General features: G+C 68.8%; 28 protein-coding genes. 11 read left to right on the forward strand and 17 right to left on the reverse strand.

Translation table 11 applies throughout. From position 1 onward, the window contains the following. Positions 1–518 precede the first annotated feature (518 nt). Positions 519–2,351 (forward strand): hypothetical protein, encoded by a 1,833-nt coding sequence (locus tag ACQP1N_RS11030; protein ID WP_433230904.1) that lies wholly within the window; start codon positions 519–521, stop codon positions 2,349–2,351. Positions 2,352–2,397: 46 nt separating this feature from the next. Here the strand turns inward: ACQP1N_RS11030 and ACQP1N_RS11035 are convergent, their stop codons facing one another. The 4 genes from ACQP1N_RS11035 to ACQP1N_RS11050 form a co-directional block, all read right to left on the reverse strand. Further along, positions 2,398–2,940, reverse strand: coding sequence for an HD domain-containing protein (locus tag ACQP1N_RS11035; protein ID WP_433230906.1), 543 nt, complete (start codon positions 2,938–2,940; stop codon positions 2,398–2,400). Positions 2,941–2,989: 49 nt separating this feature from the next. Then, positions 2,990–3,445, reverse strand: a complete 456-nt coding sequence (locus ACQP1N_RS11040) for a GntR family transcriptional regulator (RefSeq protein WP_433230909.1) — start codon at positions 3,443–3,445, stop codon at positions 2,990–2,992. A gap of 1 nt (position 3,446) precedes the next feature. Beyond that, positions 3,447–3,800 (reverse strand): hypothetical protein, encoded by a 354-nt coding sequence (locus ACQP1N_RS11045; protein WP_433230912.1) that lies wholly within the window; start codon positions 3,798–3,800, stop codon positions 3,447–3,449. Between the two features lie 89 nt (positions 3,801–3,889). Beyond that, on the reverse strand, positions 3,890–4,168 hold the full coding sequence (locus ACQP1N_RS11050; protein WP_433230915.1) for a hypothetical protein: 279 nt from the start codon (positions 4,166–4,168) through the stop codon (positions 3,890–3,892). 170 nt (positions 4,169–4,338) lie between these two features. On the opposite strand from ACQP1N_RS11050, the gene ACQP1N_RS11055 reads away from it, so the two are divergent. Next, positions 4,339–5,070, forward strand: a complete 732-nt coding sequence (locus ACQP1N_RS11055; RefSeq protein ID WP_433230917.1) for an XRE family transcriptional regulator — start codon at positions 4,339–4,341, stop codon at positions 5,068–5,070. A gap of 56 nt (positions 5,071–5,126) precedes the next feature. Here ACQP1N_RS11055 and ACQP1N_RS11060 read toward each other — a convergent pair whose 3' ends face one another. From ACQP1N_RS11060 to ACQP1N_RS11070, 3 genes are all read right to left on the reverse strand, one after another. After that, the gene (locus tag ACQP1N_RS11060) at positions 5,127–5,726 is read right to left on the reverse strand and encodes a DUF2637 domain-containing protein (protein WP_433230920.1); all 600 of its coding nucleotides are present in this window, start codon (positions 5,724–5,726) and stop codon (positions 5,127–5,129) included. Further along, positions 5,719–5,940, reverse strand: coding sequence for a hypothetical protein (locus ACQP1N_RS11065; RefSeq protein WP_433230923.1), 222 nt, complete (start codon positions 5,938–5,940; stop codon positions 5,719–5,721). The genes ACQP1N_RS11060 and ACQP1N_RS11065 overlap by 8 nt, the downstream gene beginning before the upstream one ends. 408 nt (positions 5,941–6,348) lie before the next feature. After that, positions 6,349–6,909, reverse strand: coding sequence for a TetR/AcrR family transcriptional regulator (locus ACQP1N_RS11070; protein ID WP_067800537.1), 561 nt, complete (start codon positions 6,907–6,909; stop codon positions 6,349–6,351). A 71-nt stretch (positions 6,910–6,980) separates the two neighbouring features. Here ACQP1N_RS11070 and ACQP1N_RS11075 point away from each other — a divergent pair, with 71 nt between their 5' ends. Then, entirely contained in the window at positions 6,981–8,357 is a 1,377-nt protein-coding gene (locus ACQP1N_RS11075) for an amidase (protein WP_067800540.1), read from the forward strand. Between the two features lie 46 nt (positions 8,358–8,403). On the opposite strand, the gene ACQP1N_RS11080 is transcribed toward ACQP1N_RS11075, so the two are convergent. The 4 genes from ACQP1N_RS11080 to ACQP1N_RS11095 all read right to left on the reverse strand — a co-directional run bounded on the left by ACQP1N_RS11080 (position 8,404) and on the right by ACQP1N_RS11095 (position 12,286). Further along, positions 8,404–9,165 (reverse strand): glucose 1-dehydrogenase, encoded by a 762-nt coding sequence (locus tag ACQP1N_RS11080; RefSeq protein ID WP_067801671.1) that lies wholly within the window; start codon positions 9,163–9,165, stop codon positions 8,404–8,406. A gap of 69 nt (positions 9,166–9,234) precedes the next feature. Next, positions 9,235–9,807, reverse strand: coding sequence for a TetR/AcrR family transcriptional regulator (locus ACQP1N_RS11085; protein ID WP_433230928.1), 573 nt, complete (start codon positions 9,805–9,807; stop codon positions 9,235–9,237). Positions 9,808–9,889: 82 nt separating this feature from the next. Continuing rightward, positions 9,890–10,576 carry an endonuclease V gene (locus ACQP1N_RS11090; protein WP_433230931.1) on the reverse strand — a complete coding sequence of 229 codons (687 nt, stop codon included), beginning with the start codon at positions 10,574–10,576 and terminating at the stop codon, positions 9,890–9,892. A gap of 60 nt (positions 10,577–10,636) precedes the next feature. Next, a complete protein-coding gene (locus tag ACQP1N_RS11095) occupies positions 10,637–12,286 on the reverse strand; it encodes a bifunctional lysylphosphatidylglycerol flippase/synthetase MprF (RefSeq protein ID WP_433230934.1) in 1,650 nt (549 codons plus the stop codon). Positions 12,287–12,446: 160 nt separating this feature from the next. On the opposite strand from ACQP1N_RS11095, the gene ACQP1N_RS11100 reads away from it, so the two are divergent. The 3 genes from ACQP1N_RS11100 to ACQP1N_RS11110 all read left to right on the forward strand — a co-directional run bounded on the left by ACQP1N_RS11100 (position 12,447) and on the right by ACQP1N_RS11110 (position 14,093). Then, on the forward strand, positions 12,447–12,902 hold the full coding sequence (locus ACQP1N_RS11100) for a flavodoxin family protein (protein WP_433232662.1): 456 nt from the start codon (positions 12,447–12,449) through the stop codon (positions 12,900–12,902). A gap of 29 nt (positions 12,903–12,931) precedes the next feature. Beyond that, entirely contained in the window at positions 12,932–13,231 is a 300-nt protein-coding gene (locus ACQP1N_RS11105) for a Dabb family protein (RefSeq protein ID WP_067801682.1), read from the forward strand. 187 nt (positions 13,232–13,418) lie between these two features. Continuing rightward, a complete protein-coding gene (locus ACQP1N_RS11110) occupies positions 13,419–14,093 on the forward strand; it encodes a response regulator (RefSeq protein WP_067801685.1) in 675 nt (224 codons plus the stop codon). On the opposite strand, the gene ACQP1N_RS11115 is transcribed toward ACQP1N_RS11110, so the two are convergent. Next, positions 14,068–14,298 carry a hypothetical protein gene (locus ACQP1N_RS11115; protein ID WP_067801689.1) on the reverse strand — a complete coding sequence of 77 codons (231 nt, stop codon included), beginning with the start codon at positions 14,296–14,298 and terminating at the stop codon, positions 14,068–14,070. The two genes, ACQP1N_RS11110 and ACQP1N_RS11115, sit on opposite strands and share 26 nt — an antisense overlap. Positions 14,299–14,557: 259 nt before the next feature. On the opposite strand from ACQP1N_RS11115, the gene ACQP1N_RS11120 reads away from it, so the two are divergent. Next, on the forward strand, positions 14,558–16,690 hold the full coding sequence (locus ACQP1N_RS11120; RefSeq protein ID WP_433230938.1) for an MMPL family transporter: 2,133 nt from the start codon (positions 14,558–14,560) through the stop codon (positions 16,688–16,690). Here ACQP1N_RS11120 and ACQP1N_RS11125 read toward each other — a convergent pair. Further along, the gene (locus tag ACQP1N_RS11125) at positions 16,687–17,352 is read right to left on the reverse strand and encodes a TetR/AcrR family transcriptional regulator (protein WP_067801696.1); all 666 of its coding nucleotides are present in this window, start codon (positions 17,350–17,352) and stop codon (positions 16,687–16,689) included. The two genes, ACQP1N_RS11120 and ACQP1N_RS11125, sit on opposite strands and share 4 nt — an antisense overlap. Before the next feature lie 124 nt (positions 17,353–17,476). Between ACQP1N_RS11125 and ACQP1N_RS11130 the strand changes: the two genes are divergently transcribed. Beyond that, on the forward strand, positions 17,477–18,064 hold the full coding sequence (locus ACQP1N_RS11130) for an HAD family hydrolase (RefSeq protein WP_433230942.1): 588 nt from the start codon (positions 17,477–17,479) through the stop codon (positions 18,062–18,064). Positions 18,065–18,112: 48 nt separating this feature from the next. Here ACQP1N_RS11130 and ACQP1N_RS11135 read toward each other — a convergent pair whose 3' ends face one another. Next, a complete protein-coding gene (locus tag ACQP1N_RS11135; RefSeq protein ID WP_433230945.1) occupies positions 18,113–18,946 on the reverse strand; it encodes an SAM-dependent methyltransferase in 834 nt (277 codons plus the stop codon). Positions 18,947–20,400: 1,454 nt separating this feature from the next. On the opposite strand from ACQP1N_RS11135, the gene ACQP1N_RS11140 reads away from it, so the two are divergent. Together ACQP1N_RS11140 and ACQP1N_RS11145 are read left to right on the forward strand one after the other, a co-directional pair. Beyond that, the gene (locus ACQP1N_RS11140) at positions 20,401–20,574 is read left to right on the forward strand and encodes a hypothetical protein (RefSeq protein ID WP_433230949.1); all 174 of its coding nucleotides are present in this window, start codon (positions 20,401–20,403) and stop codon (positions 20,572–20,574) included. A 2-nt stretch (positions 20,575–20,576) separates the two neighbouring features. After that, on the forward strand, positions 20,577–20,966 hold the full coding sequence (locus ACQP1N_RS11145; protein ID WP_433230952.1) for a hypothetical protein: 390 nt from the start codon (positions 20,577–20,579) through the stop codon (positions 20,964–20,966). A gap of 5 nt (positions 20,967–20,971) precedes the next feature. Here the strand turns inward: ACQP1N_RS11145 and ACQP1N_RS11150 are convergent, their stop codons facing one another. Continuing rightward, on the reverse strand, positions 20,972–22,042 hold the full coding sequence (locus ACQP1N_RS11150; protein WP_433230955.1) for a hypothetical protein: 1,071 nt from the start codon (positions 22,040–22,042) through the stop codon (positions 20,972–20,974). A gap of 101 nt (positions 22,043–22,143) precedes the next feature. On the opposite strand from ACQP1N_RS11150, the gene ACQP1N_RS11155 reads away from it, so the two are divergent. Further along, positions 22,144–22,812 carry a hypothetical protein gene (locus ACQP1N_RS11155; protein ID WP_433230958.1) on the forward strand — a complete coding sequence of 223 codons (669 nt, stop codon included), beginning with the start codon at positions 22,144–22,146 and terminating at the stop codon, positions 22,810–22,812. Positions 22,813–22,853: 41 nt separating this feature from the next. On the opposite strand, the gene ACQP1N_RS11160 is transcribed toward ACQP1N_RS11155, so the two are convergent. Continuing rightward, positions 22,854–25,367 (reverse strand): M14 family zinc carboxypeptidase, encoded by a 2,514-nt coding sequence (locus tag ACQP1N_RS11160; RefSeq protein ID WP_433230960.1) that lies wholly within the window; start codon positions 25,365–25,367, stop codon positions 22,854–22,856. Positions 25,368–25,421: 54 nt separating this feature from the next. Then, positions 25,422–26,024, reverse strand: coding sequence for a hypothetical protein (locus ACQP1N_RS11165; protein ID WP_433230962.1), 603 nt, complete (start codon positions 26,022–26,024; stop codon positions 25,422–25,424). Between the last annotated feature and the right edge of the window lie 185 nt (positions 26,025–26,209).

The following is a 26,209-nucleotide window of genomic DNA, read 5'->3' on the forward strand; positions in this document are numbered from 1 at the left end:
ATCCGAGGGATTGCAATATGAATAATCGAAACGTGGGATATCTAAGAGGGCGCGTTGTTCTTCGACCGTGGCGCGTAGGGGTATTGATTGATCAAGATAACGTCGACGACGTTCGAGCTGCAATGCTCTCATTGAGTGGCGTTTGGGGTGGCTGCTATATGCCAATCCTGGACAAAAACGAGGATGTGAGTTTGTTGAATGATATCGCCGAACGATATCAGCTGGATTCGCTGTATTGCGAGTCGCCGGGTGATGGACTGCAAGAGATGATATCGGGCCCAGGGTGGCGGTGGAGAGGACGGGGTCAGTGGGGGCCGCTTGCGTCTAGAGCGGACTTCCGTCGTGGACTTATCAAGACCGAGTCGCTAGTGGGTTCTGAAGTAGATTTCGCCGTTCCGATCTGGGACAACAGTGATCCTTATAGTCTCTTCTATCTTGCCTCGTGGGGATCTGCTGACCAGTCCGTCTCTCGGAATGGGGTTGAGGCGCGGAGGGTTCCCTCTTCGAATGAGGTGGGAATGGGCTATCTTTTCACCTCATCTATCCCCTATGAGAAGGTTGGATGGCTTCAGGCTTCCCGCATGGAGATCAGTATTTCGCCTTATGCCGAGAGGGTTGGACCGGGTATATATATTGTACGAAATGACTCACTGTCCGATATAATAGAGTTCTGGAATTTGCGTTCAACGGGAGCAAATATCATTGCAGTTCCAGCGAATGCCCAAGATGCCCTTCTCGGCTACTTTATAAGAACGGTTGAGCGAATTTTTGAACTTCCGGATGAATCGGGAGGAATGGTAGACGTTAGAGCCGGATTCAATATCTGGGGAATTGAGCATGCAAACGCTGAGGTTGCGGAAGCCATAACCTCCGCTACAGCGCAATTGGGTGAGGTCGAGTGCCGGCCGGGAGATTATTTGACTCGGGAGTTGTTCTGGTTCCCCGGCATCACTACAAGATTTCGGAAGTCTTTTCACGTGAAATTTGATTCAGGCTCCCATTCTGCACATCTGCAACTACCTGAATTTCCGTTGCCTAGCGGCTCTCACATGCCGTTCATTGGCGTTGTGGCTGCGGATGTAAGCATCCACAGTGACGCCGGACAGGATCCTCGGCTCAGCTCAAAAGCTCCACCATATCGTCGTCACTCAAATCTTATCGAATCACGACTTGCCCGCTCGAGTGTCGATCAAGCCCGGGTGACAAGAGATGGTTTGGTGCTAGGCATCCAAGCTGGTGAAAATTATGTCGAGATACCATTCATCTATAACCTTGACATAATGGAAGTGCTCTTCGATGACAAAGGACTAGAATTGTCGCAATCAAACGAAGGGAAATTTCAGACTCGTGCTGCTGAGATGATTGGAGGAGCTTTTAGTGGTGCAACGACCCAACCGGGATTTCGGCTGGCGATTGAGCTTGCGGCAAACAAGGCGAGTGGTATTAGTCTTCAAGAGCTAAAGGCTACTTTTGAGAAAGGGCGGGGTGAGTGGCCCGACCCTCTATATCATCATGACATGAGTCCGAAAGATTATGTGGATCACCAGGTGAAACTTCTTCTCAATTCGGGCCTGTTGGTGCCCACGTTGGCCGTTCACTGCAGTCACTGCCGAGTGGTGAGTCAAGTTCATCCTAAAGATCTCGACGCGTCAATCAGATGTGAGTTCTGTGGCGAAAATTTTAGTCTCGCTCTTTCGCTAGCATTGAGTAAGCCAAATTGGCGCTACAGGCTCGCAGCTCATCTATCTGCGGAGAAGGTGCAGGCGCTTCTTCCTGTACTAGCTGTTCTTTCTACACTGGGTCAGTTGCTGTCCATGGAGCGCCCCGCAATGAATCATGTCTTGGGGCTGGAAGTTGTCGACAAGGGACGCATAAATGCTGAGATAGATATCGCTGTTATCCTCGACCATCGGCCAATTGTCACAATCTTGGGTGAAGTCAAGAATCGGAATCGGATCGACCTGGTCGATATTGAGAATCTTGAGATTGTTCAAAAGCATCTCCTGAGCAAAGGGGTAAGATGTTTGATTATGGTTGGCTCTCTAAAAGATAATCTGACGCACGATGAAATTGCTGTTCTTCGAGGTTATGCAGAAAGGAGTAATGGGGTGGCGCGCATCGGGTATGGCAGAGTCGTCCCTACTATGCCGCTAATTCTAATGGGTCCCGATCTCTCTCTCCCTTGGGGGCATGATGAACACCCCTGGCGCTGGGGAGAGCCTGGTAGTGGCATGGGCGTATATGGAACTGCAATTGAGTCGTGCCGTCGACACCTCGGGCTTGTTGGCTATAGTACGCGTTCGACTGAAGATGACCTAGTCGCTGATTATGAATGGTCGTCTGATAGTTAGGCTCCGGGCCCTTCGCTCGACAGTCAAGTGGGAAAGTACTGGATTATCATTTTCTATCTTGAATGCTGCGGACTGCGTCCGTTAGTTGAGGTTCGGCGTGGTCAATGAAGCGGGTAACCAAGCTGCCGGGTCCGTAGCGGTTGCGGATCTCGGCTAGGCGGGTTTTTACGTCTACGGGGGCGCCATCGGGAGTTGTGGTCATGTCGCAGTAGGTGAGGGCACGGCTCAGGTGAGGGTCGGCTGGCGGGAATTCCTGGGTGAGGGTGTCCGATAGGCCACGCTCGCGAGCCTCGAGGATGGCGCACGAGTGATGAGCAACGAGTTGGCATAGCGCTGGCTGAGCGTTATGAGCGTCGCGGAGATAACGTGCGCCGTCGAGAGGGTGGAAGCCTGTCTCAACAAGATCAGGGGCGTAGCCGATGTCATGTAGCCATGCTGCGCCCTCGAGGAGATCAGCTTGGCAGCCAAGGAGGGGGGCGAGGCTGCGGGCCTGGCCAGCGACACCCTTTGTGTGGGCCCAGCGGCGGGGCAGCGACTCTTCGAGGTGTTGACGTGCGATCTTGCGTGCCCACATGGCTGTGTTATTCATGTCTCAGACGCTACGTGCGCATCGGTGGACGTTCACGGACGCCAGCGGATCATCTAGGGACGTCTTGATTGACGAAGCGTCCCTTGCCGTGGACGCAGGTGACGAGGCCGGCGGCTTCGAGGGCGAGGAGGGCCGCGCGGGCTGTAGTGCGGGATACGCCGTAGCGGCGAGAGAGTTGAGCTTCGCTTGGTAGGGCGTCGCCCGGTTGGAAACGTCCGGTCTCGACCTGGTGGCGCAGGTTCGCCGCTATGTTCTCGGACCGCGTGTGCGGTTGCGTGGCGCCGTCCTGGACGAAGCGTCCTACGCCGGTGCGGGCGGTGATGAGTCCCTCGTCCCGCAGGGCGGACAGAGCCCGCCGCACGGTGTTGCGGGCAACGCCGAATTCGGCGCAGAGCGCGGCCTCGCTCGGTAGGCGGGTGCCGGGGGCGTAGGTGCCGTCTGTGATGCGTTGGCGTAGTGCGGTGGTGATGCGCGTGTAGGTGCCCCATGCCGTGCGGCGGGTCATGTCAGGACTTCTCGTCTCTCATGGCATCGAACGCCGCTGAGATCCAGGGGGTGAGGAGGATGTTCAGCTTGTCCGCGGCGAGGTCGGTGCGGTTGCAGGGGGCGAGCCATAGGCCGGTGGTGGATTGGTACCACCAGGCGCCGTTTCCCCAGGCGACCGTGACGCTCTCGCGAATGGTCGGCGCGGCCTTGGCGAACACGCGCAGGACATGACGGCGTCCGATGGTGCGGAGTTGCGTTGTCCAGCCGTTGCGGCGTACGGCGAGTGCGAGGCGGGTGAGATGCCAGCGTGCGCGCCATGGGCCGCTGTAGGTGGGCAGAGGGAGCGCGGGCGGTGCATCCGGGGTGATGAACACCGGCCGCGCCACCTCCGCCCCACCCCAGGGGGCCGCGCTCCCCTTCGCGGCCCCCGCTGGTGACGTGCGCGGGGATCGGTCCCGCGCCATCACCAGGTCCCGGCGCGCGCCACCTCGGCGCGCGCGGCCTCATTGACGAGCGCCTCGCGCAGGGCGGCGGGGCTCGATCGGATCACCGTGGGGTCCACACCTGCGTGCGGGTCGTGCAGGCTCGCCACCCAGTCCCCGAGCCGCCCGTCCGATCGCACCGCGCGCCAGATCCGGTGACCGGTGAAGTCCCGGCGCAACGCGGCGAGCGCCTCGTCCGCCGCGCGCGTGTCGGTGTCGTTGGGGGACGGGGTGGCCTTCTGGGGCCGGTCGGTGGACATGGGGACTCCTCGGCTTGTGTGTGCTTCCTTGAGGCGAGGTGTGTCTTCGCCGTATGTCTTGAGCCTTCCGTCCGGATCGGGACCTCTCTATCGGCATCTAGGGACGTCTTGGGACGTCTTCTGTTAGCGTCGCTTGTGCGTCGTTCTCACTTGCATCCGTGGGAGGTCCGGTGAACGACTTGTTGCGGCGTGCCCTTGCCGACGCGCGCCTGACCGAAGCCGGCGTTGCGGCCCGGTTGGGTGTGGACCCCAAGACCGTTCACCGATGGGTCACCGGACGCGTGCCTTATCCGCGCCACCGGACGAGGGTTGCGGCCCTGGTCGGACGGGACGAGGCGGACTTGTGGCCGCAGCTTGCAGCGGCGAAGGTCCGCTCAGAGCCGCCGGTGATCGACGTCCTTGCGACCTACCCGCATCGGTGGGCCGTCCCTCGTCTGGTCTGGCAGCAGCTCTTTCAGGGCGCGCGGGAGGAGATCGGCGTTCTGGCCTACGCGGGCCTCTTCCTCGCCGAGGACATGGGCATCATGCGCACGCTCGCCCAGAGAGCACGGAGCGGCGTCCGCGCGCGGATCCTGCTCGGTGACCCGGACGGGATGTGCGTTGCAGAGCGGGGGAGTGATGAGGGCGTGGGCGAATCCATGGCCGCCAAGATCCGCAACGCCCTCGTCCACTACCGGGTCCTGCGGGGTGTGGACGGCGTTGAGATCCGGCTGCATGACACCGTCCTCTACAACTCGATCTACCGCGCCGACGACGATCTACTGATCAACCCGCACGCCTACGGCATCGCAGCGTCCCATGCTCCGGTCCTGCAACTGCGCAGGGCCGAGGACGGCGACATGGCGAGTACGTACCTGGAGAGCTTCGAACGCGTCTGGGCCGGTGCATCGCCGATGGCGTAGCAGCATGTGAAAGCCCCAGTCACGGCCCGGACGGGACATGACTGGGGCTTTGTGGTTCACGCCGGGGCGGAGCGCTCCGCGTTGGTGATGATCTGCTTGACCTTGCGGCGGTCGATGCCGTGTTTCTCGGCTAGGTAGCGCTGAGAGAGGGGGCGGCCCGGACCGTTCAGGCTTGCCCGGTACTCGTCCAAGACTGCTTGTTCCGGCGTCCGCTCCACTTTGGTACGAGGTTGCGCCGGTTCGGTGCCCTCCTCGTCCTGGACGAGGGCTGAGCGTGCCGCGTTACGGGTGAGGGTCATCAGGAGTTCGAACGAACCCACCAGGGCGAGTGCTGGCCATGCGCTGACTATCGCGCCTATGGGGCCGTGGGACGCGCCGTGTGCCACGTTGGCGCCTACCGTGGCCACGATGCCTACGGCGAGGCTCCACTTCGCCAACGGTGGTGCTGGGTGCTTCCGGCGGCTTGCGTCCAGGATCACCATGGAGGCCGCCCAGATGAGGCCGTCCACTGTGAAGGGGACGAGGCGTGCGGTGGTGCCTGCCTCGCCGTGGGAGCGGACGAGTTCGTAGGCGTGGCGGTACGAGATGATCGCGGCGACGCCGGCGACTGCCACCACGGCGAGGGCCGTTGTGATGCGGGTTAGGCGGTCAACCACGCGTCAGCTCCTCTCGGAGGTCGATGACGCACGGGTCGTCCTTGCCGTGGGTGATGGTGAGTTCGGCGAGGGTCAGGGCCGTGATGGCGCCGTTGCGGTCGAGCGGCGTCGGCCATGTGGTGGCGTGCCAGACCTTGCCGGTGCGGGTTGCTGTGGCTATGACCTTGCCGTTTGTGGTGGCGGTCATCGTGGTTTCGGTGATTTCGAGGGCCATGGGTTGGGCCTCCTCCCTGCTGGGAGGGAGGGAGCCGGGGGAGCCAATCTCGGGAGCCAACGTGAGTCGAGATGGTCCGACTCGCTTCGACTGTGCCGGACGGTTCCCCTGGGCTCCTTCCCTTGTTTTCGCAGGTGAGCGGCTACCGGATCGGCTTCCCCGGACGGCCCCGGACGGTGCCTGAATAAGGCTTGCTCAGCGGTTCCCTAAGTGAGGCTTAAGGACGTCCTGTTATGGGGGGCGGGGGCCTAGCGTTGCGGGTGTCAGAGCTGAGAGACGGCGGAGGTGCACAGGCGAAGAGCAGAGTGAACGTCGGCTGAGGTTCCGACGAGATTCCTGATTGAGACAGGCTTCCGGCCCGCACGGCCCCTCCCCCCGCTCTGGGCCGTGCGGGCCGGAAGCCTGTCTTCAGTTTCTGGGGAGGGCGCCCAGGAGGAGGAGGCGGAGGGCGTCGGCGGTGCCGGTGGCGGTGGTGTCGCCGGTGGCGAGGCGGCGGATCGCGAGGCCGTAGAGCATGGCGACGACCGCGGGGGCGTGGTGTTCGGCGTCCGGGATGCCGAGGGCCTTGAGGACGGCGGTGGCCAGGCGGTCGTAGGCCTCGACGGAGCGTTTCGAGGTTTCGCGCAGCGCGGGGTCGCGGGCGGCGTGGAGGTGGAGTTCGAGGTTCGCGACCTGCTCGGGGCCGTAGGTGAAGTCGACGATGGCCTTCTCGACCTGCTCGGCGGCCTGGACCGGGGCGATGCCGGATTCGGCGAGGGCCGTGACATAGGCCGTGATGCGGGTGATCTCCGCTTCCACGAAGGTGTGCAGGGCCTCGCGGAGGAGGTCCTCCTGGCTGGGGAAATGGTAGGTCAGGGAGCCGAGGGAGACGCCGGCCGCGCGGGCGACGGCACGGTTGGTCACGGCGCCGATCCCTCGCTCGCCGATGAGGCGGAGGGTGGCTTGCAGGATCTCGTCACGGGCGCTCATCAGTGGCCAGTCTTCCGTAGAGACAGGGGGTTCGCTATCGTTCGTTCGAACGAACGATAGCGGGAGGTCGTGTGGTGCTGGGGCTGGCGGGGCAGGCGGAAGCGCTGGCGAAGGGCGAGGTCTCGTCGAGGGAGCTGGTCGAGCGGAGCCTGGAGCGGATCGAACGGCAGGAATCGCTCGGGGCGTTCCGGGTGGTGCGGCCGGAGGCCGCGGCGCAGGAGGCGCTGGAGGCCGACAAACGGCTCGCGGAGGGGGAGCGGCTGCCGCTTCTCGGGGTGCCCGTGGCCATCAAGGACGACACCGATCTGGCCGGGGAGACCACGCCGTTCGCGGTGGCGGGGGATCACCGGCCCGCGGCGCGGGACGCGGAGGTCGTGCGGAAACTGCGGGCGGCCGGTGCCGTGATCGTCGGCAAGACCACGACCTGCGAACTCGGATTGTGGCCTTTCAGCGAGTCGGCCGAGTACGGGTGCGCGAGGAATCCGTGGAATCCCGAGTACACGCCGGGCGGGTCGTCGGGCGGCTCGGCGGCGGCCGTGGCGGCGGGAATGGTGGCCGCGGCGGTGGGGTCGGACGGGGCCGGGTCCATCCGGATTCCGGCGGCGTGGACGGGCCTGGTCGGCATCAAGCCGCAGCGGGGACGGGTTTCCGGGTATCCGCAGACCGACCCGTTCAACGGGATCACCGTGTGGGGGCCGCTGGCCAAGAGCGTCGAGGACGCCGCCCTGATGCTCGATGCGATCAGCGGGAGTCATCCGGAGGACGTGTACCAGGTCGATGCGCCCGTGACGTCCTTCGTGGAGGCCGCGCGGCGGGAGCCGCGGAGGCTGCGGATCGCCGTTTCGTTCCGGACGGCCTTCGGGGTGAGCGGCAGGCTCGATCCGGAGATCCGGGCGGCGGTCGAGCGGCTCGCCCGGAGGCTGACCGACCTGGGGCACAAGGTCTTTCCCGCCGATCCCGACTACGGGCCGGTGGGGCTCGGGCTCATTCCGCGCGGGACGGCCGGCGTCGCCGACTGGCTGGATTCGCTGCCGAACCCGAGACCCGACCGCCGCACGGAGGCGGAGGCGCGCATCGGGCGGGTCGTCGGGAGACGGCTGCTGCCGCTGGCGAAGAAGATGGACCCCTATCTGCGGAGGAGGGTCGGCCGCATCTTCCAGTTCGCCGATGTCGTGATGACGCCCACCACCGCGCAGCCGCCCTTGAGGGTCGGGGCCTTCGACGGGGCCGGATACCAGAAGACCCAGTCGGGGGTCGCGGCGGCGTGCCCCTACGCGTGGACGTGGAATGTGCTGGGCTGGCCGGGCGTGAACGTCCCCGCCGGATTCACCGGGGCCGGGTTGCCCATCGGGGCCCAGCTTCTCGGGCACGACTCCGACGAGGCCACGCTCATTTCGCTCGCCGCCCAGCTGGAGGCCGTCGAAGGGTGGGTCGAGCGGCGTCCCTAGCCCGTGGCGGCCGCCGGTGCGGGACCGGACCGGCGGCCCGCCGCGCTCAGTACCCCGCGCCGGTCAGCATGCCGCCGTCCACCAGGACCTCGCTGCCGGTGCAGTAGGACGAGTCGTCCGAGGCCAGGTAGACGATCAGGCCCGAGACCTCCTTGGAGTTGCCCATGCGGCCGAGGGGCAGCGCCTTGAGGAACGCGTCGGCGCTGTCGACCGTGGCCGCGACGACGTCGTCCTGCATGGACAGGGGCGTCAGCACGCCGCCGGGATGGACGGAGTTCACCCGGATGCCGTACTGCCCGAGCTCGCGGGCGGCGGACTTGGTCAGGCCGCGGATGCCGAACTTGCTGGCGCTGTAGGCGGCGAGGCCGGCCGCCCCGATGAAGCCCTCGGTGGACGACACGTTGACGATCGAGCCGCCGCCCGCCTCGCGCATCGGCCCGGTGACCGTCTTCACCCCGAGCCACTGGCCGATCAGGTTCACCTCCAGGATCCGGCGGAACTCGTCCAGCTCCATGTCCTCGATGCGCTTGTGCCGGATGATCCCGGCGTTGTTGACGAGGACGTTCAGCGCCCCGAACGTCGACGTCGCGGTCTCGACGGCCGCGTCCCAGTCCTGCGGCGACGATACGTCCATCCGGACGAACCGGACGGCGTCTCCGAGTTCGGCGGCGAGCTTGGCGCCCTCCTCCTCCAGGACGTCGCCGAACACGACCTTGGCGCCCTCGTCCAGGAACCGGCGCACGTGCGCCTTGCCCATCCCGCGCGCGCCGCCGGTGATCAGCGCCACCTTCCCGTCAAGCTGCCCCATCAACGCTCCTCGTCGCCCGTTGCCACCCCGCTAACCTAGCGAACGCTTGGTCAATGCAACAAGGCGCCCCTACCCGGTGCGGAGGCCGTCGAAGAGCAGGGTCAGCATGCGGTCCGCGTACGCGCCGGGCTCGGGGGTGCGCTCGGATGCGACACCGATCGCGTTGGTGAGCCGCAGCAGGTCGCGCGGGTCGATCTCGGTGCGGATCGTCCCCGCCCGCTGAGCCCGGTCCAGGAGCCGGCCGAGCGCGTCGCAGATCGCGGCGGCCGCGGCGCCGAGGCCGGTGTCCGCCCACTCCGCCGACATCGCCTCGATGATCACGGTGGACGTGCCGCGCGGGGTCGCCGCGCCCGCGAGATAGGTCCGCAGCCAGCGTCCGAGCGCGGCCTCGGCGTCCTCGGGCCCGGTCAGCAGATCCTCGGCGTGCGCGAGGAGAGCGTCGATCCGCTCCCGCAGGACGGCGTGCAGCAGCGCGTCGCGGGTGGGGAAGTGCCGGTACAGCGTCCCCGACCCGACGCCGGCGCGCTTGGCGATGTCGTCGAGGGACGCGCCCGTGCCGTGTTCCATGAAGGCGGTGCGGGCGGTCGTGATGAGTCGCTCGTAGTTGCGGCGGGCGTCGGCCCGCATCGGCCGGGTGTCCATGGGCACCGTCCAGCGGTGTGGCGGATGGCCCGGGGGCTCCGCCTGGCTTTCGGACGAGCCTGCCATCTCCGCGGGCGGTGCGCTACCCGGCCAGGGCCTCCCGGGACAGCCGGTCGGCTCTGCGCGTGGTCTCCGGCAGCCGGTATTCGGGCGTAAGAGCGAGGACGTTCCGGCACGCCGTATCGAGGTCGGTGCGGTGACCGACGGACACGAACACCGGCTTCACGCCGTCCCGCGTGCGCAGCACCCGTCCGACGACCTCGCCGCCGTCCCTCAGCGGGCTGGAGTCACCGCGCCGCGGACCCGGCTGCTCGTACGTGCCGATGAAAGCGGTCTTGCCGACGCCGATGGCCGGCAGCCCGGTCAGGACCCCCAGATGGCAGGCGAGCCCGAACCGCCGGGGATGCGCGACCCCGAACCCGTCGCAGACGAGCAGGCCGGGCGTTGTCCTGAGGTTGCGGAGCGCGTCCAGCAGCGTCGGCAGCTCCCGGAACGCGAACAGGCCCGGTACGTACGGAAACGCGGCCGTGCCGACGGCCACCGACTCCTCCAGCACCTCCAGCGTCGTGCCGTCCAGGACGACCACGGCGGCGGCCAGCGGTGTCCCGACACCGCCGCCGTCGCCCGCATAGGAGACGTCCAGCCCCGCGACCGTGCGCGGCCGGACCGGCCCGGGGACGCCCGGTTCGAGCATCGCGCGCAGCCGGTCCTGGATCGCCTCCGCCTCCTCGACCGTCGACGGCCAGGTGTGCAGGTCACGTATCTCCATGCGTCCGTGTCTACACGGTCGGGACAGCGAGGCGTAGGCGGCCCCGGCCGCGGGGCGCCGCTAGCGGCCGAGGTGGTGGACGGGTTCGGCCAGCGGCTCCTCGGCCCGCCGGGGCAGGCGGGTGCGGCCGAACTCCAGGGTCAGCAGCGCGGCGGCCAGCAGGCCGATGTCGAACCAGGAGCGGAAGACGACGTTGCGCGGCTTGTAGGACGGCCTGAACTTCTTGTTGAACAGATACAGGGACTCGACGGCGATCCACGGGTCCAGCAGGCGGAGGGCGTGGTAGCCGGCCTTCTCCAGGGGGCGGCGCTCGTCGTTGTCGAGGAGTTCGCGGAACGCGGCGAAGTTCAGCGAGACGACGCCGTGGCCGTGCTCGGCCGCGTACTCGATCATCTCGACGATGAGGCGCTCGTTGACGCCGTTGGGGCCGCCGGGGCTGCGGCGCATCGCGTCCAGGCTGAGGCCCTCGCCGGCGGTGACGTAGCGTTGGAACGCGATGGGCTCCTCGCCCGCGTCGTAGGCGATCGCGACGATGGCCCCCGGGTGGTAGCCGGTGAGCAGTTCGTCCAGATTCATGGCGAAGCCGCGTTCGGCCGCGCCGCCGAGCGAGCGGGCCGCGACGTCCAGCAGCCGGTCGCGCAACGCCGGGGACAGTTCGTTCTCCGGGACGATCCGGGAGGTGACCCCGGTGTTCTCCGTGCGCTTCACCGCCTGGCGGACGTTGCGCATCCGGCGGCCGGTCAGCGTGAACTCGGCGGGCCGGATGACGACCTCGTCGCCGAAACCGATCGTCCGGCACCGCCCCCAGGCGGGGAGGATGCCGTCGCTCGCGCCGAGGACGGCCGGGCGCCACCCCGCCGTCCGGCACATCGCGAGGAACGCGCGGACGGCGTCGGCGTGCGAGGCGGGGTCGCCGACCGGGTCGCCGCCCGCGACCGCGACGCCGAACAGGACGCGGTAGCCGATCGCGGCCCGGCCGTCCGCGCTGAACACGTACGCCTTGTCGCGGCGCAGCGCGAACGGGGCCAGGGTGTCGGAGCCGGGATGCGCGACGAGGTGCGCGACGCGGCGGCGTTCTGATGCGTCGCCGGGGGGCGGCGGGGGGTCGGGCGCGAGCAGCGTGGTGACCAGGACGAGGAGCCCGGCGGCGCCGGCGAGGCCGAGCACGCCGGGCAGCCAGGACGCGCCGTCCAGCGGCGCCCCGGTGGAACCGAGGCCGGCCGCGACGTCGCCGACCGACCGGACCGACACGCCGCCGAACAGCAGCGAGCCGGAGACGGCGGCGACCACCAGCAGCGCGCCCGTCTTCACCGCGGTGCGGACCCGTTCGTGGTGCGGGCGCACCGGGAACCGGGCGCGCTCCAGCCACAGCCCGCCGAGGGCCGCGGCGAGGAGCGGCAGCCGCCACAGCGGGTCCTCGCCGGTGACGACGGCGAGCAGGCCGAGCGCGATCAGCACGACGAGGCCGTACCAGGCGGCGCGGCGGCGCAGCAGCACGCCGCGGGCGACGAGCGCGAGCGCCAGCGCCAGCGCGATGGCGTGCGCGTGGATGAGCGGGCCGCCGGTGACCAGCCGGGACAGCCGGCCGAGCCAGTGCGGGGACCCGGGCAGCGCCGGCACCGCGATCAGCACGGCGATGAGCGCCGTGGCCAGTGCGAGCGGCCAGACGGGCCGTGCCGCCGCGCGCACGGCCGGTTTCCCCGGTTCCACGAAGGACACCTCCGCTGAGCCCCCAACCAAGATCCTTTGGAACTCATTCCCTGGGCCGGGCGTCGATCACGCCTCTCAGGGCGGCCCGCGGTCGCAAGCGCAGACCGCTCACCGATCTCTTGCCCCGCCGGACGCCCGACGAACCGGTACCCTCCAGATGATGAAGCGGCTCCTGCTCGTCCATCACACGCCGTCCCCGTCCGTGCAGGCGATGGTGGAGGCGGTGCGCGCGGGCGCGTCCACCGACGAGGTCGAGGGCGTGGAGCTCGTGACCCGGGCGGCGCTGACGGCCTCCGCCGTGGACGTCCTGGAGGCGGACGGGTACCTTCTCGGCTCGCCGGTCAACCTCGGCTACCTCTCCGGGGCGCTCAAGCACTTCTTCGACCAGATCTACTACCCGTGCCTGGAGGAGACGGGCCGCCGCCCGTTCGGGGCGTTCCTGCACGGCAACAACGACGCCACCGGCGCCCTGCGCGCTCTCGACGCCATCACGACCGGGCTCGGATGGAAGGCCGTCCAGCCGCCGGTCGTGGTGACGGGGGAGCCCGGCAAGGCCGACCTGGAGGCGTGCTGGGAGCTCGGCGCGATCACGGCGGCGGAGCTCGGTTCCGGCTGACCGGAGGCCGCCACCGATAGTTTGCCCGCATGAGTGGTTTCCGTCATGTGGCGATGTTCAAGTGGGTCGAGGGAACGACGACCGGCCAGCAGGACGAGGTCGCGGCGAAGCTGGGTGAGCTGCCCGGCCTCATCCCGGAGATCAAGGTGTACAGCACGGGGGTGAACGCGGGCGTGAACCCCGGCGGCTATGAGTTCGCGATCGTCGCGGACTTCGCCGACCGCGACGCCTACCTCGTCTACCGCGACCATCCCGCGCACCGCGCGGTGCTCGACGAGTTCATCACGCCGATCGTGGCCGAGCGCGCCGCCATCCAGTACGAGATGTGACGGAGAGTAAAACCGAGCAAGCGCTTGTGCTTGAACGATTTTCGGGTTAGTTTCGACAGAGACGCCCGCTGGGGACGGATCGCGCCCCGTTCCCGGCGGGCGGCATACGCTCCGGACCGTCCCCCGGCGTGGGCGCGACGTCGTAACGTTGCGGCGTGAGCCACACTCCCGACGGGCGGAACACCCGATGATCCGCGTGCTGCTCGCCGACGACCAGTCCCTCGTGCGGGCCGGCTTCCGCTCGCTGCTCGCCGACGGCGAGGACATCGAGGTGGTGGGCGAGGCCGACCACGGCGCCGAGGCCGTCGCGCTGGCCCGCGAGCTGCGTCCCGACGTGATCCTCATGGACATGCGCATGCCCGAGATGGACGGGCTCGCCGCCACCAGGGTGATCGCCGCCGACCCGGGGCTGCGGGACGTGCGGGTCGTGGTGCTCACCACCTACACCGAGGACGAATACGTCTACCAGGCGCTGCGGGCGGGTGCGTCCGGGTTCCTGGTGAAGGACATCGAGCCGGAGGAACTGCTGCGGGCCGTGCAGGTCGTCGCGGGCGGCGAGTCGCTGCTGGCCCCCGCGGTGACGCGCGCGGTCATCGAGGGCTTCGTCGCGCGGGCCCCCGAACCGCCCCGGCCGCGGGCCGGGGCGCTCGGGACGCTCACCGGCCGCGAGCGCGAGGTCGTCCGGCTGGTCGGACGGGGCCTGTCCAACGAGGAGATCGCCGAGCGCCTGCTGGTCAGCCCGTTCACCGCGAAGACGCACGTCAGCCGGGCCATGGGCAAGGCGGGCGCGCGGGACAGGGCCCAGCTGGTGGTGCTCGCCTACGAGTCGGGACTGGTCACCCCCGGCTCCGCAGGCTCATGATCTCCTCGCGGAGCTGCTGCGGCGAGGGAGCCTCCAGCAGCCGCGGGCCTTCCCGCAGCGGCACCATCGCCCACCAGGACCCGGTCGCCTCGCCGTACCAGACTCGCACCCCCGGGAACTGCTGCTGAAGGCCACGCGCCGTGGCGGCGCGCTGGGCCGCGGGCGTGGGCTCGTCGCGACCGCCGGTGCCCCGTTGAACCGTCATGTCGCCCTCCCCCCGTAGAACTCTTCAGTGGCAGCATCCCCACGGGCCAAGGCGACACCCCTACTCGGCAAATTATGACTAAGTCCACTATGGGGGTTAGGGACGGCGCACAGTGGGATACCGCGCCGGATGTACTCCAACCGAAGTATTCGGACAGCCGAATGACGCCGCCAGCCGGATGCCCCGGGCGGCGCCGCGGAACCACGCTGGAGCGGACGGTATCCCTCCGAGTGCGGTGCGTCCGCAAAAGGTGGTTCCCATGAGGTTGGCCAGGCTCGCCCGGTTCTGCTATCGGAGACGGCGCCTGACGGTGGCGGGCTGGATCATCGGCACGATCGTCGTGATGGTCCTCGGGTTCGGTTTCGCGGCCGAGCCGCTGAACGACTTCTCCGGCGGTGACTCGGGTTCGGCGAAGGCGTCCGACCTCCTGGACGAGCACTTCCCGGGCAACAGCGGCGACTCGATCACGCTGGCGGTCCGCGCGGACGGCGGCGTCCGGTCCCCGCAGGTCAAGGCCCGCGTGGAGCAGGCGATCGACCGGCTCGCCAAGACGCGGCACGTGGCGTCGGTGTCGTCCCCGTACGAGCGGCCGGGCCAGATATCGCGGGACGGGAAGACGGCGTTCGCCGTCGGCGACCTGGACGTCCCCTCCGACGACATGCCCAGGTCCGCGGTGACCGCGCTGCTGGACGACGTGCGCACCGGCGCCGGGCCCGTCCGGCTCGAACTCGGCGGATCGGCGGTCGACACGGCCGAGACGCCCGGCGGCGGCCCCTCCGAGGCCATCGGCGTGCTCGCCGCCATCGTCATCCTGCTGGTCGCGTTCGGGTCGGTGCTGGCGATGGGGTTGCCGATCGTGACGGCGCTCTTCGGCATCGGCTCCGGCCTCGCGCTGATCATGTTGATCGGGCACCTGCTGCCGGCGCCGGCGTTCAGCCCCATCATCGCCGCGCTCATCGGCCTCGGCGTCGGCATCGACTACGCGCTGTTCATCGTCACCCGCCACCGGGAGGAACTGCACGCCGGCAACGATCCCGAGGACGCCACCGTCACCGCGGTCAGCACCGCCGGACGGGCCGTCCTCTTCGCCGGCAGCACCGTGGTGATCGCGCTCATGGGCCTGTTCATCATGCAGCAGAAGCTGCTCAACGGCGTCGCGGTCGCGGCCGGCGTCGCCGTGCTGATGACGATGCTCGGCGCGGTGACGCTGCTGCCCGCGCTGCTCGGCTTCGCCGGGCACGCCATCGACCGGTTCCGCGTCCCCGGCCCGCGTTCCGGTCGGGCGGGCAGGGCCCGCCGCCCGCTCGCCGAACGCTGGGCGCGGACCGTCCAGGCCCACCCGGTCGCCGCCGGGCTGTGCGCGGCCGTGGTGCTGCTGCTCCTCGCCGTCCCCGCGCTGTCGATGCGGCTGAGCCTGCCCGACTCCAGCACCCAGCCGCACGACCACAGCGGCTACCAGGCGAGCCGCATCATGGCGGAGGGCTTCGGGCCCGGCACCGCCGCGCCACTGATCATCGTCACGGAGGACGGGAACGGCGGGGCGGCGGCCAGGCTCGCCGGGGCGGTCCGCGAGACGCCGGGCATCGCCGCCGTCCAGCCGCCGCGCACCAGCGAGGACGGCCGGGCGTCCATCGTCATCGCGTTCCCGAAGACGGGCCCGCAGGACGAGGAGACGCCGAAGCTCGTCCACACGCTGCGGGACGAGGTGATCCCGCGGACGGGCGTGCACGCCCACGTCGGCGGGCCGAACGCCGCGTCGATCGACTTCGCCGACGAGGTCGGCGGCCGGCTGCCGCTGCTGATCGCCGTGGTCGTCGGCCTGTCACTGGTGCTGCTCGTCGCGCTCGTCCGGTCGGTCACGGTGGCGGTGCAGGCCGCGCTGATGAACCTGCTGTCGATCGCGGCTGCGTACGGGGTGGTGACGGCCGTCGTCCAGTGGGGCTGGGCGGGACGCCTGCTCGGCTTCCCCACCGACATGCCGGTCACGACGTGGGTGCCGCTGATGATGTTCCCGATCCTGTTCGGGCTCTCGATGGACTACGAGGTGTTCCTCGTCTCCCGCGTCCGCGAGATCTACGAGGCGGGCATGCCGACCCGCGAAGCCGTCGCGCTCGGGCTGTCGCGCACCGCCCGCGTGATCACCGCGGCCGCCGCGATCATGGTGATGGTGTTCCTGTCGGTGCTGCTCGGCGCGGACGTCGCCGTCAAGCAGATGGGCCTCGGCCTCAGCGTCGCGATCCTGATCGATGCGACCGTCGTGCGGCTGGTGCTCGTCCCGGCGCTGATGGAGCTGTTCGGGGAGGCGAACTGGTGGCTTCCCGGGCCGCTCGGGCGGCTGCTGCCGTCCCGCCCCGCGCACGCGGTGGAGATGCGGCCGGGCGCGCGGGTCTAGTGCAGGTTGATGCCGTCGAACATCACCTTGAGGTAGTGCTCGGCGAGGCCCTGGGCGTCCAACTGCCCGCCGGGCCGGAACCAGCGGACCGCCACCCACACGGTGTCGCGGATCATCCGGTAGGTGAGCTTCGGGTCGAGGTCAGGACGGAACAGCCCTTCCGCCTGGCCCGCCTGGAGCGTGGACACCCACATCTTCTCGACCTCGTCCTCGGACTTGGTCAGGTAGGCGAACCGCTCCATCCCCTTCAGGTAGTTCCAGTCGTTCTGCATCACCGTGATCGCGGCCCGGTGCGGCTCCAGCGTGCCGAACGCGACGCGGACGAGCCCGGCGATGGTGTCGCGCGGGTTGCGGCCCTCGTCGATCACCGCCCGGTAGGACTCCATGATCTCGGTGAAGAACCCGGAGAGGATCTCGTCCACGATCGACTCCTTGGAGTCGAAGTGGTGGTAGAGACTGCCGGAGAGGATGCCCGCCTCATCGGCGATGTTGCGGACCGTGGTGGCCTGGAAGCCCTTCTCCGCGAAGAGTTCGGCCGCGAGCCTGACCAGGTGCTCGCGCCGTTCCGACGCCAGGGCGGGCGAGCCCCTGCCGCGGCGGGATCCGCCCTCGCCCGCGGCACGGGTTCTGGATCGTCCGGACTTAGCGCTCGTGGTCGTCACCCTCTCATTATGCCGTGTCGCCCAACCGCTTGCTCGATTCGATCGCCGCCCCAGCGTACGGGCAATACCAAGCGCTTGCTACATTTCCGGGCGAGTGTCTCATGCGGCATCTAGGGTCGAAGGCATGCCCGACGTGATCGTGTTCGACCTGTACGGAGTGATCGCCCGCACCCAGAGCCCCGAGGCGGTGCGGCGCATCGAGGACATCGCCGGGACGTCCGGCCCGGCCTTCTGGGACGCCTACTGGGGCTGCCGCCCCGCCTACGACGCCGGCCAGGAGAGCGCGGCCTACTGGGCGGAGGTCGCCGGCCGGCTCGGCGTCACCTTCCCCGACGTCCCCGCGCTGATCGAGGCCGACCTCGGCAGCTGGACGGACGTGGACGACGAGATGGTCGCCCTCGTCCGCGAACTGGCCGATGAGGGACGCACGCTCGGGCTGCTGTCCAACATCATCGACGACCTGGTGCCCCGCTTCGAGGCCCGGCACGGAGCCTGGCTCGGCCGCTTCGACGCCCTCGTCTACTCGTGCCATATCGGCGTCGCCAAGCCCGACCCGCGCGCCTACGAGATCTGCGCCGAGCGCCTCGGCGTCACCCCCGCCGACGCCATCTTCTTCGACGACACCGAGCGCAACGTCCTCGCCGCCCGCGAGGCGGGCATGCGCGCCGAGGTCTTCACCGGCCCCGCTCAGGTACGCGCCCTGGTCGGCTGAACCGCCCGCGCCCCCGGCGGACCGCCGGGGGCACGCGGCCGGCGTCGTTCAGGGCTTGCGGGCCACGCCGCCGAAGGAGTCGATGGGCCGGGGCGCGCCGACCTGCGGGAAGTCGGGCCGCCACAGCGGGGTCGACACGACACCGGGCTCCACCAGATCCAGGTCCGCGAACAGCGCCTCGATGTACTCGGGGGTGCGCGCGTGGTACGGGACCGTCCCGGCCTCCGCGCAGAGGCGGAGCGCCTCGCCCCGAGCGGTGGCCTCGGCGGGCGTCCACTCGTTCACGCCGAGGACGTTCGTGCCGTCGTTGACGACCACGAAACTGCCGGACGGCAGCGCCCGGACGAGCCGCCGAACAATCCCCGGCGGGTCGTCCTCGTCCGCCACGTTGCCGACGATGCCGAGCAGCAGCAGCCCGATCGGCTCGGTGAGGTCGAGGAAGGCCGCGGCCTCCTCGATGATCGCCTCAGGCTCGCGGATGTCGGCCTGGATATAGGCGCAGGCCCCCTCCGGAGCGCTGGTCAGCAGCGCACGGGCGTGCGCCACGACCACCGGGTCGTTGTCGACGTACACGATCCGCGAGTCCCGGGCGTCCCGCTGCGCGACCTCATGGGTGTTGTCGACGGCGGGCAGCCCGGTCCCGATGTCGAGGAACTGCCGGACACCCTGGCCGGTCATGAAATGCACGACCCGGATCAAAAACGCCCGCGACTGCCGTGCCACGTCCGCGATCTCCGGATACACCGCCGCGATCCGATCGCCGATTTCACGGTCGATCGGATAGGTGTCCTTGCCGCCCAGCCAGTGATTCCACAACCGCGCCTGATGCGGCCTCGTCACATCGACGACCGGACCCGGCTGCGCCGTCCCGTCCTGTGCCATGCCACCTCCCCGGGAATGGTCCGCACCACCCTAGAACCGCCGGCCGCATAACCGTCATGCAGCGAGTGAACGCTTTCCCCCGGCTGTCCGTATGTGGCCATGATGACCCGAGCACACCAGACCCACCCTGGAAACGGCCATCTGTTCCGACCCCGATTAAGGTCGCAGCGATCACCCCTTTCGGGCATCTCTTTGAGAGGTATCCCGTGCAAGATGAGTGATTCGATCGGTCGCCGCGGCGGAGCCTCGACATCGGATGGTCCATATCCGGGGCGATTTCAAGGTCGCCTGCCGCGCGGCGGTTGTGTCGTCATGTGCTGAGCGGGATCGGCACCGATCGGCTCGCTGCCGGCGGCGATGGCCGGTTCCCTTGATAGTCGGCAGGTAGTCGCCCTGTTCGTCTTCGGCTAGGTAGCGGGCGGTGTCGAAGGTCACCAGTGCCCGGTGACGTCCAGCTCGCCGTCGTCCAGCAACCGCAGCGGGTGCCGGAACCAGCGCAGGTCCGCGACGCCGCTGTGGCTTGCATATGAAGTGACCGGATGCGGTCAAGGGTGCATAAAAAGACTCCAGGTGAGCCCATAAAAGGCAGCCAATCCCGGACAGAGGTCACGGTCGCCGATATTTATTTTTCCGGGCGGCCCTTATGGAGTTGAACTGGGCATGGCGCCCCCATGGGACGCCGAGCCTTTGAGGGTCTACTCGTTATGGATGGGGCATATTTCGAAGCCGATGGAGTCGATAATTCGACTCAGATGCCGCCGGGATCATCGGAGGTCGGCCGTGAAGAACCTCCGATGGATGTGAAAATTCTGTAGTTTGGTGATCTTGCATGGGAGTCGCGACCGCCGCGCCGATGTCATGAATGCGGTTCGTGAATGTGCGGGATTGGTCAGGTGTGAGCAAGGAGTCTGGTAAGGAGGAATGCGACGGCCATGACGGCCATGCCGGCGAGAGTGAGGGCGGCCGCACGTTTGCCGTTACTTTTTGCTCCGCGGAGGAACAGATATCCTCCGATGAGAAATCCCGTGGCGCCTACGAGACCGCCGAAGTAGAGGTATATCGCGGATGAGGCTCCAAGGGCTGCACCTGCAGCCATGGCCATGCCACCTACAAAACACAGACGAAAGCGATGATCCATGGTGACCCTCCTTTTTGGGTATATCGATGGCGGGCAAGATGTTGGCAGGAGGCGGAGGCGATTGCAAGTCGAGCGGGAACCTCGGTCTTCCGGTAGAAGGAGAATGCATGTCGTTCCGTGTTGAGCCGGGTGCGCTGGAGACATTCGCTCAGTCTCTGGGGGTGCTCGCCGGGGACGCCAAGAAGGCAAAGGGTTATGTGCAGGGCAATCAGAAGGCGGTGGACAGTGAGAGAGGACTGCTCTTCGGGTATGTATATGCCCTCCGGCCGCGACAAGCTGGACCATCGTGGGGCCGTCCGTCGGAATGGCCGTGATCATGGCACAGATCGGCCTGGGCATCCAGAAGTGGCTGGAGGTCCTTGGATATGTCGGATTGACCGTCGCCGCGGTCTTCGGGTTCATCGGCCTGGTCAGCGGGACGCTCGGTTCGATCCACGGCCTGGACGCCCAGCCGTTCCCGAAAGGCTCCTACGACAACAAGGTGATCTAGCGATGACAGAGTTCGACGAGACCGGTCAGCCGATGATGGACATTGCGCGGGGTGACCAGCGGGCCTCCATGCGGATTCGCCGCGATCTCGAGGTCCTCAAGGACAACTCGGCGAATCCCGAGTTCCAGCGGCTCGTCCAGGACGTTCTGGCCGGTCGCAGGTCGCTACGGGAGGCGGCGGGCAGTGCGATCTTCGGTGCCGAGATGTCGCCGCGCATCGACCAGGTCGAAGAGAAGTGGCAGGAGGCGATGGCCGAGGATCAGGAGGTGGTGGACGAAGAGCAGGTGGAGCAGTACAGGCGCCTCCAGGCGGAGGCGCGGAACACGATGCGGGAGATCACGGAGAAACTGCAGGAGCTACAGCGGCTCCAGGACGATCTCGATGCCGGATAGGGGGATCAGGGGGCGGGTGGGAGTTCGCTGCCGGCTTCGGCGGCCTTGGCCAGGCGTTCGCGGAGGGTGCGCAGGAGTTCGTCGCCCTGTTCGGTGAGGCGTTCGATCGCGGGGAGCGCAAGGTCGTCGCGGACGGTGTCGGCGAGCAGTTCGTCGTACTCGTGGGCCTTCTCGGCGATGGCCTCCAGGTGGCGCTGGGCGTGCAGGACCTCGTCGGCCGACTTGGCGCGTTCGGCGTAGCGTTCGAGCGCCTCGACGCGGCGGGTCACCGCGTCGACCGAGATGTCGAGCTTGTCGCGCAGCGGGCGGAGCGCCGCCTCCACTTCGGGGATTGCCGCGGTCCCCGACATCGTGGCGTGGTCGGCGCGCAGCTTCGACTGCTTCGCGAGCACCTGCGCGATCTCCCACTCCTGGCGGGGCAGGGTCACCGCGTTGTCCACCGCGTCCAGCAGGCCCTCGCGGTTGACGTCGGAGTCGCGGACGGTGTCGATCGCGCTCTGCACGCGGGCCAGCATCGCGCGGCCCTCGCCGTCGAAGTCCTCGGGGGTCAGGTAGCGGTCGCGGCGCCGTTCCAACTCGCGGGCGCGGCGCAGGTCGAGGGAGACCGACGGGGTGCCGAGCGCGACCAGCACCGCGAGCATGCCGAGGCCGACCAGCCACAGCGAGCCGAGCAGCGGTGAGCCGACCAGGCCGAGGGCGAGCACCGACAGCGGCGCCAGCCACAGCAGCGGCCGGCGGCGCTCCACGATCGTGTCGAGTTCCGCGCGGAGCGTCGGGTCGGCGACGGGGCGCGGCTCGGCGGGGGAGCCGTCCTCGGGGGCGCGCGGGGGCGCTGTGCGCCGCCAGGACGTCGGGACGTGGGTCTCGAACGCGAAGTCGGTGCACGCGATCTCGATCTCGGTCGGGCCGGAGGGCAGCGGCCACGAGCCGACGGGGTCGCCTCCGCCGGGGCCGGTGAACCGCACCCACCAGCCGCCCTTGCCGTCTTCGCATCTGTAGCGGCCCGGGGCGATGTCGATGCCGACGAAGAACGTCCCGATTCCCGGTATGGAATCACTCCACGCGCCACTGGTCACCGGAGACCTCCCGTACCTGAACGACGTCCGGGGGACGGTAAGAGGTGCATTACCCACACTCCGACCCCGGAAAGCCGGATCGGGTTTGGAATACTCCACGGGTGCGACCCGACTACGACCCCCTCGATGATCCGCCTTGGGCGATGCAACTGGTGGTACACGCCGAGAAGGCCGATCCGCCCGGCCATGACGCGGTCTGCGAGGCGGCGGCGACGGCGGTCGTCCGGCTGCTCACCGATCCCCGCGCGACCGAGGGCGAATGGCGGGAGGCCGTCGGCGAGTGGGAGTCGCGCCGTATCCGGAAGGTGACGCGGCGGGCACGCGGGGTGCGGTGGCCGGAGGCGGAGGCACTGCCCGGTGTCACCGTCGAGCACGCGGGCGCGCAGGTCCGGGCCTTCCCGCCCGGGCCGGTGGCGGACGTCCCGCCGCAGTTGGCCAGGCTCCAGGTCGCGGGTCTGGATCTGGCCGAGGAAGCGGAGCCCGGGCCGCCGCCCGAACCCTCGTACGCGGTGATCGCCCTCAACCCGGACGTGACGATCACGACCGGCAAGGCCGCCGCGCAGTGCGGGCACGCCGCGCAGCTGCTTCTCCGCCAGGGACGCCGCAAGGACGTGGCGGCGTGGGCCGAGGCCGGTGCCCGCGTGCACCTCGCCCGCGACGTCCCGTGGAGCCGGTGCGTGAAGAAGGCGGCGGTCGCCGTCCGGGACGGCGGGTTCACCGAGGTTCCGCCCGGCACGATGACCGCCATCGCGTGGATCGTCCGTAAGTAGGACGTGGCGCGCCGGGGTCGCCGGCGCGCCACGGTGAGCGGTCAGGGCAGGGTGACGGCGACCGGTTCGATGCCGGCCGCGCGGATGAGGGACGGCAGGCGTCCGGCGAACGGGTGGTGGTCCACCGGCAGGCCCCGCGGGTTGTCGATCACGTAGTGGACGACCCCGCCGGAACGGGTCTCGGCCCACCGCGCACCGGCCGACCGCAGGACGGACGCGGCCTTCGCGGCGTCCGCCGCCTTCACCGACACGCGGATCGGCGACTCACGCGACGGCAGTTCCGCCGCCGCCCGCACGGCCTTCGCCGTCCCCTGCGGTGCCGGGGCCTTGGCCGGGTCGGGCCCGAGGATCGCGTTGTAGAGCAGCTTGGCCGTGCCGTCGCTGAACGCGCGGAAGTTCGGTTCCGCCGCGAACAGCACGGAACGTCCCGCGCCGACGGGCTGGTCCACGACCGCCGCGGTGCCGCCCAGCTCGGATGAGCCCCGCTCGAACCCGGAGACGAACCAGTCGGGCGAGTCCGCCTGCGGATACGACACCACGACGCCGGTCGACGCCCGCATGACCAGGTCGTAGGACGTGAAGTTCCAGGCCGTCGCGCCGACGCCCCGCGCCAGCGGGCTCGACCGGTCCACCTTCACGCGGAACATCGTGCCGGGGATGTCGGACGTCGGCTCCGCCAGCACCGCGGTCGTGAGCCCCAGCCGGGCGGCGAGTTGCGTGCCGCCCTGCCAGCCGATGTACCGGCCGCCGTCCCGCGTCCAGCGCTGGAGTGCGGCGCGCCCGGCATCGCCGAGCGCGGTGTAGGCGGACGAGGCGGGACCGTCCGGGGTGACCAGGACCTCGATGCCGTCGAGCCCGCCCGCCGCGACGTCCGCCGGGGTGAGCGGCGTGAACGGCAGCTTCCACTCGCGGTCGAGGCGGTGCCGCAGCCACCCGGCCGACTCGCGCGCCGACGAGGAGGTCTTCGACAGTTGCAGGACGCCGAGCTTCGGCGCCCTGCCCTCATGCCCCGGACGCGGCGCGGGCAGCGTCCGCACCGGAACCGCCCGCGGGCGCAGGACGGCGCCCGACGACCCGCCCGGAACGTTCCCCAGCAGGGGCAGGCTCCAAGCCGTCACGTCGTAGAAGTACGGGAACGGCGTGTAGGAGTCCTCGCCCAGCATGGCCTGGATCCAGTGCTTCTGCCCCTGCGCCATCGTGATCCAGTACGTGCCCGCGGGAAGCGTCGTCTTCGCCTCGGCCCGCCCGTACGCCTTGAAGTCCGGGACGGTCAGCGGCCGGACGAGCCTCTCGACGCGCACGCCCATGCGCTGCAGGCGCCGCACGATGAGGCGGACCTCCGCGCGCTTGGCCGGGTCGTCGTCCCGCAGGAAGTAGCCGCGCACCTTCCGGTCCGGCACCTGCCGGTCGATCTGGTTCGGCGGGTTGTAGATCTGGTTGGGCTCCAGCTCGCCCGCCTTGCCCTGCGCGTAGGCGTCCACCGTCATCCGGCGCCACTCGGTGAGGACGCGGTGCCGGCTGTGTGCCGCCGCCGACAGCGACACCCACTGGGTGAGGTACTGCTCCTTCACCCGCTCCGGGTACGGGCTCTCGTCGCCCTTCTCGTACGTCATCCCGGCGGCGAGGAACCCGCTGGTCGGCACCGAGTCCCCATACCCCTGGTAGAAGAGGTCGTAGACGTCGCGGTTGAAGAAGTCGATGCCCTGCCGCGTGAACTCGGCCGCCATCGCCGCGCCGTACAGGTCGTTGATCCAGCCGATGGCCTGCTCGGGCGTCTCGTGGTAGATCGGGTCGGCGTTCGGCGGGAAGAAGTACGACGTCCCGCCCATCTCGTGCGCGTCGATGTAGAGCGCCGGCGGGTAGGTGTTGAGCATCGCCAGCTTGCCGTCGGTCTCCGGCTGGGTGCGCGCGAACCAGTCGCGGTTCATGTCGAAGCCGTAGGCGTTCTGGCGCGTGTTCAGCTCGCGGCCGTCCGGGTTCTGGGTCGGCAGGACGACGACGAGCGCGTTGTCGAGGATCGCCGTGGCGGCGCAGTCGGTGCGGTCACCGAGGTCGCGGAGCACCTTGAGCGCCGCGTCCGTGCCGCTCGGCTCGTCGCCGTGGACGTTGCCGCTGATCCACAGGATCGGGACGCCGTGCTCGGTGATCCGCCGCGCGAGCGCCTCCGGCGTGCGCGGGTCGCGCAGCAGGCCGGCATCGGACCGGACCTTGGCGAGTCCCGCCTTGGACATCAGTGCGGGACGTCCGGCGATCGCGTACTTGAGCGGACGTCCCTGCGCGGTCGTGGCCAGTGTCCCGGACACGACGCGCTCGCTCTCGGCGGCGACCGTCTCCAGGTAGGCGTCGGATTGGGCGGCGCTGACCGGCCGCTCACCGAGGTCGAAGCCGAGGACCTGCTTGGGGGAGGGAACCTTGCCCCGGTACACCGGGGCCGTCTGTACCGGGTCGCAGCCGGCCGGGGCGGCGGGCCGCGCCGCGGCGGGCGCCGCGAGCGACGCGGGCACCGCGAGCGATGCCGCCAGGACCACCGGCCATGCCAGTCTTCGGGCTCTCATGGGCCACAACGTGACACCGGGCGGGGGTCACACCAAGGGCAACATCTGCCAAGATCAGTCGCGCCTTTCGGGGCGCGGGCGCGGCCCGGTCAGCGCGGCGGCCCGGTTGATGGCCTGGAGGGCGAACTCCTGCGTGCGGGTGAGCCCCCGCGGCCCGATGGGGGACGAGCCCGGCGCGGCCTCCCGCGGCGCGGCGGCGAGCTGGGCCTTCGCGCTCAGCCCGTAGGACAGGAACAGCAGCACGACGAACGCCGCCAGGTACAGCAGGTGCTCGGCCAGGCCGCCCCACCGGCCCTTGAACACGTCCAGGACGGCGAACATCGTGAACCCGGCCATCCATCCCGCCAGCGGGGGCACGAACAGCATGTCGCGGCGGAGCAGCACCCCCGCCACCGTGCCGAGGACGAGCAGCGCCTCGATCGCCTTGACGAAGATCAGGACACCGGCCGCCGGGCCGGACCCGAAGTAGCCCTCGATCTCCTCCACGCGGTCGCCCCACAGCAGCACCCCGCTGACGAGGCTCGTCACGCCGTACGCGACGAGGAACACCCCGACCGCGTAATGGAACCGGTGCCACGTCCGCGCGCCCCGTGCGGCGCCGCCCGGCGGTGCGGCGGCCGGGCCGGCTCCAGGCTGGGCACCCGCGCCCACCGTCATCTTCGCCCCCCATGTTCCGGTTCCTGTGCTACGCGCAAGATATCCCGGATAGGGTCCCCGGGACCTCCAAAACGCGGGCCGCGCACGCCTTCGGTGCCGCCTCACACCCCGCTGACCAGCCGATGTGCTTGCGCCGGGGCCGGTGAAGCGGGAGGCTGAGCACACGTCGGGCCGTGCGGAGTCCG

This window comes from Actinomadura formosensis (genome assembly GCF_050948385.1).
Lineage (GTDB): Bacteria > Actinomycetota > Actinomycetes > Streptosporangiales > Streptosporangiaceae > Spirillospora > Spirillospora formosensis.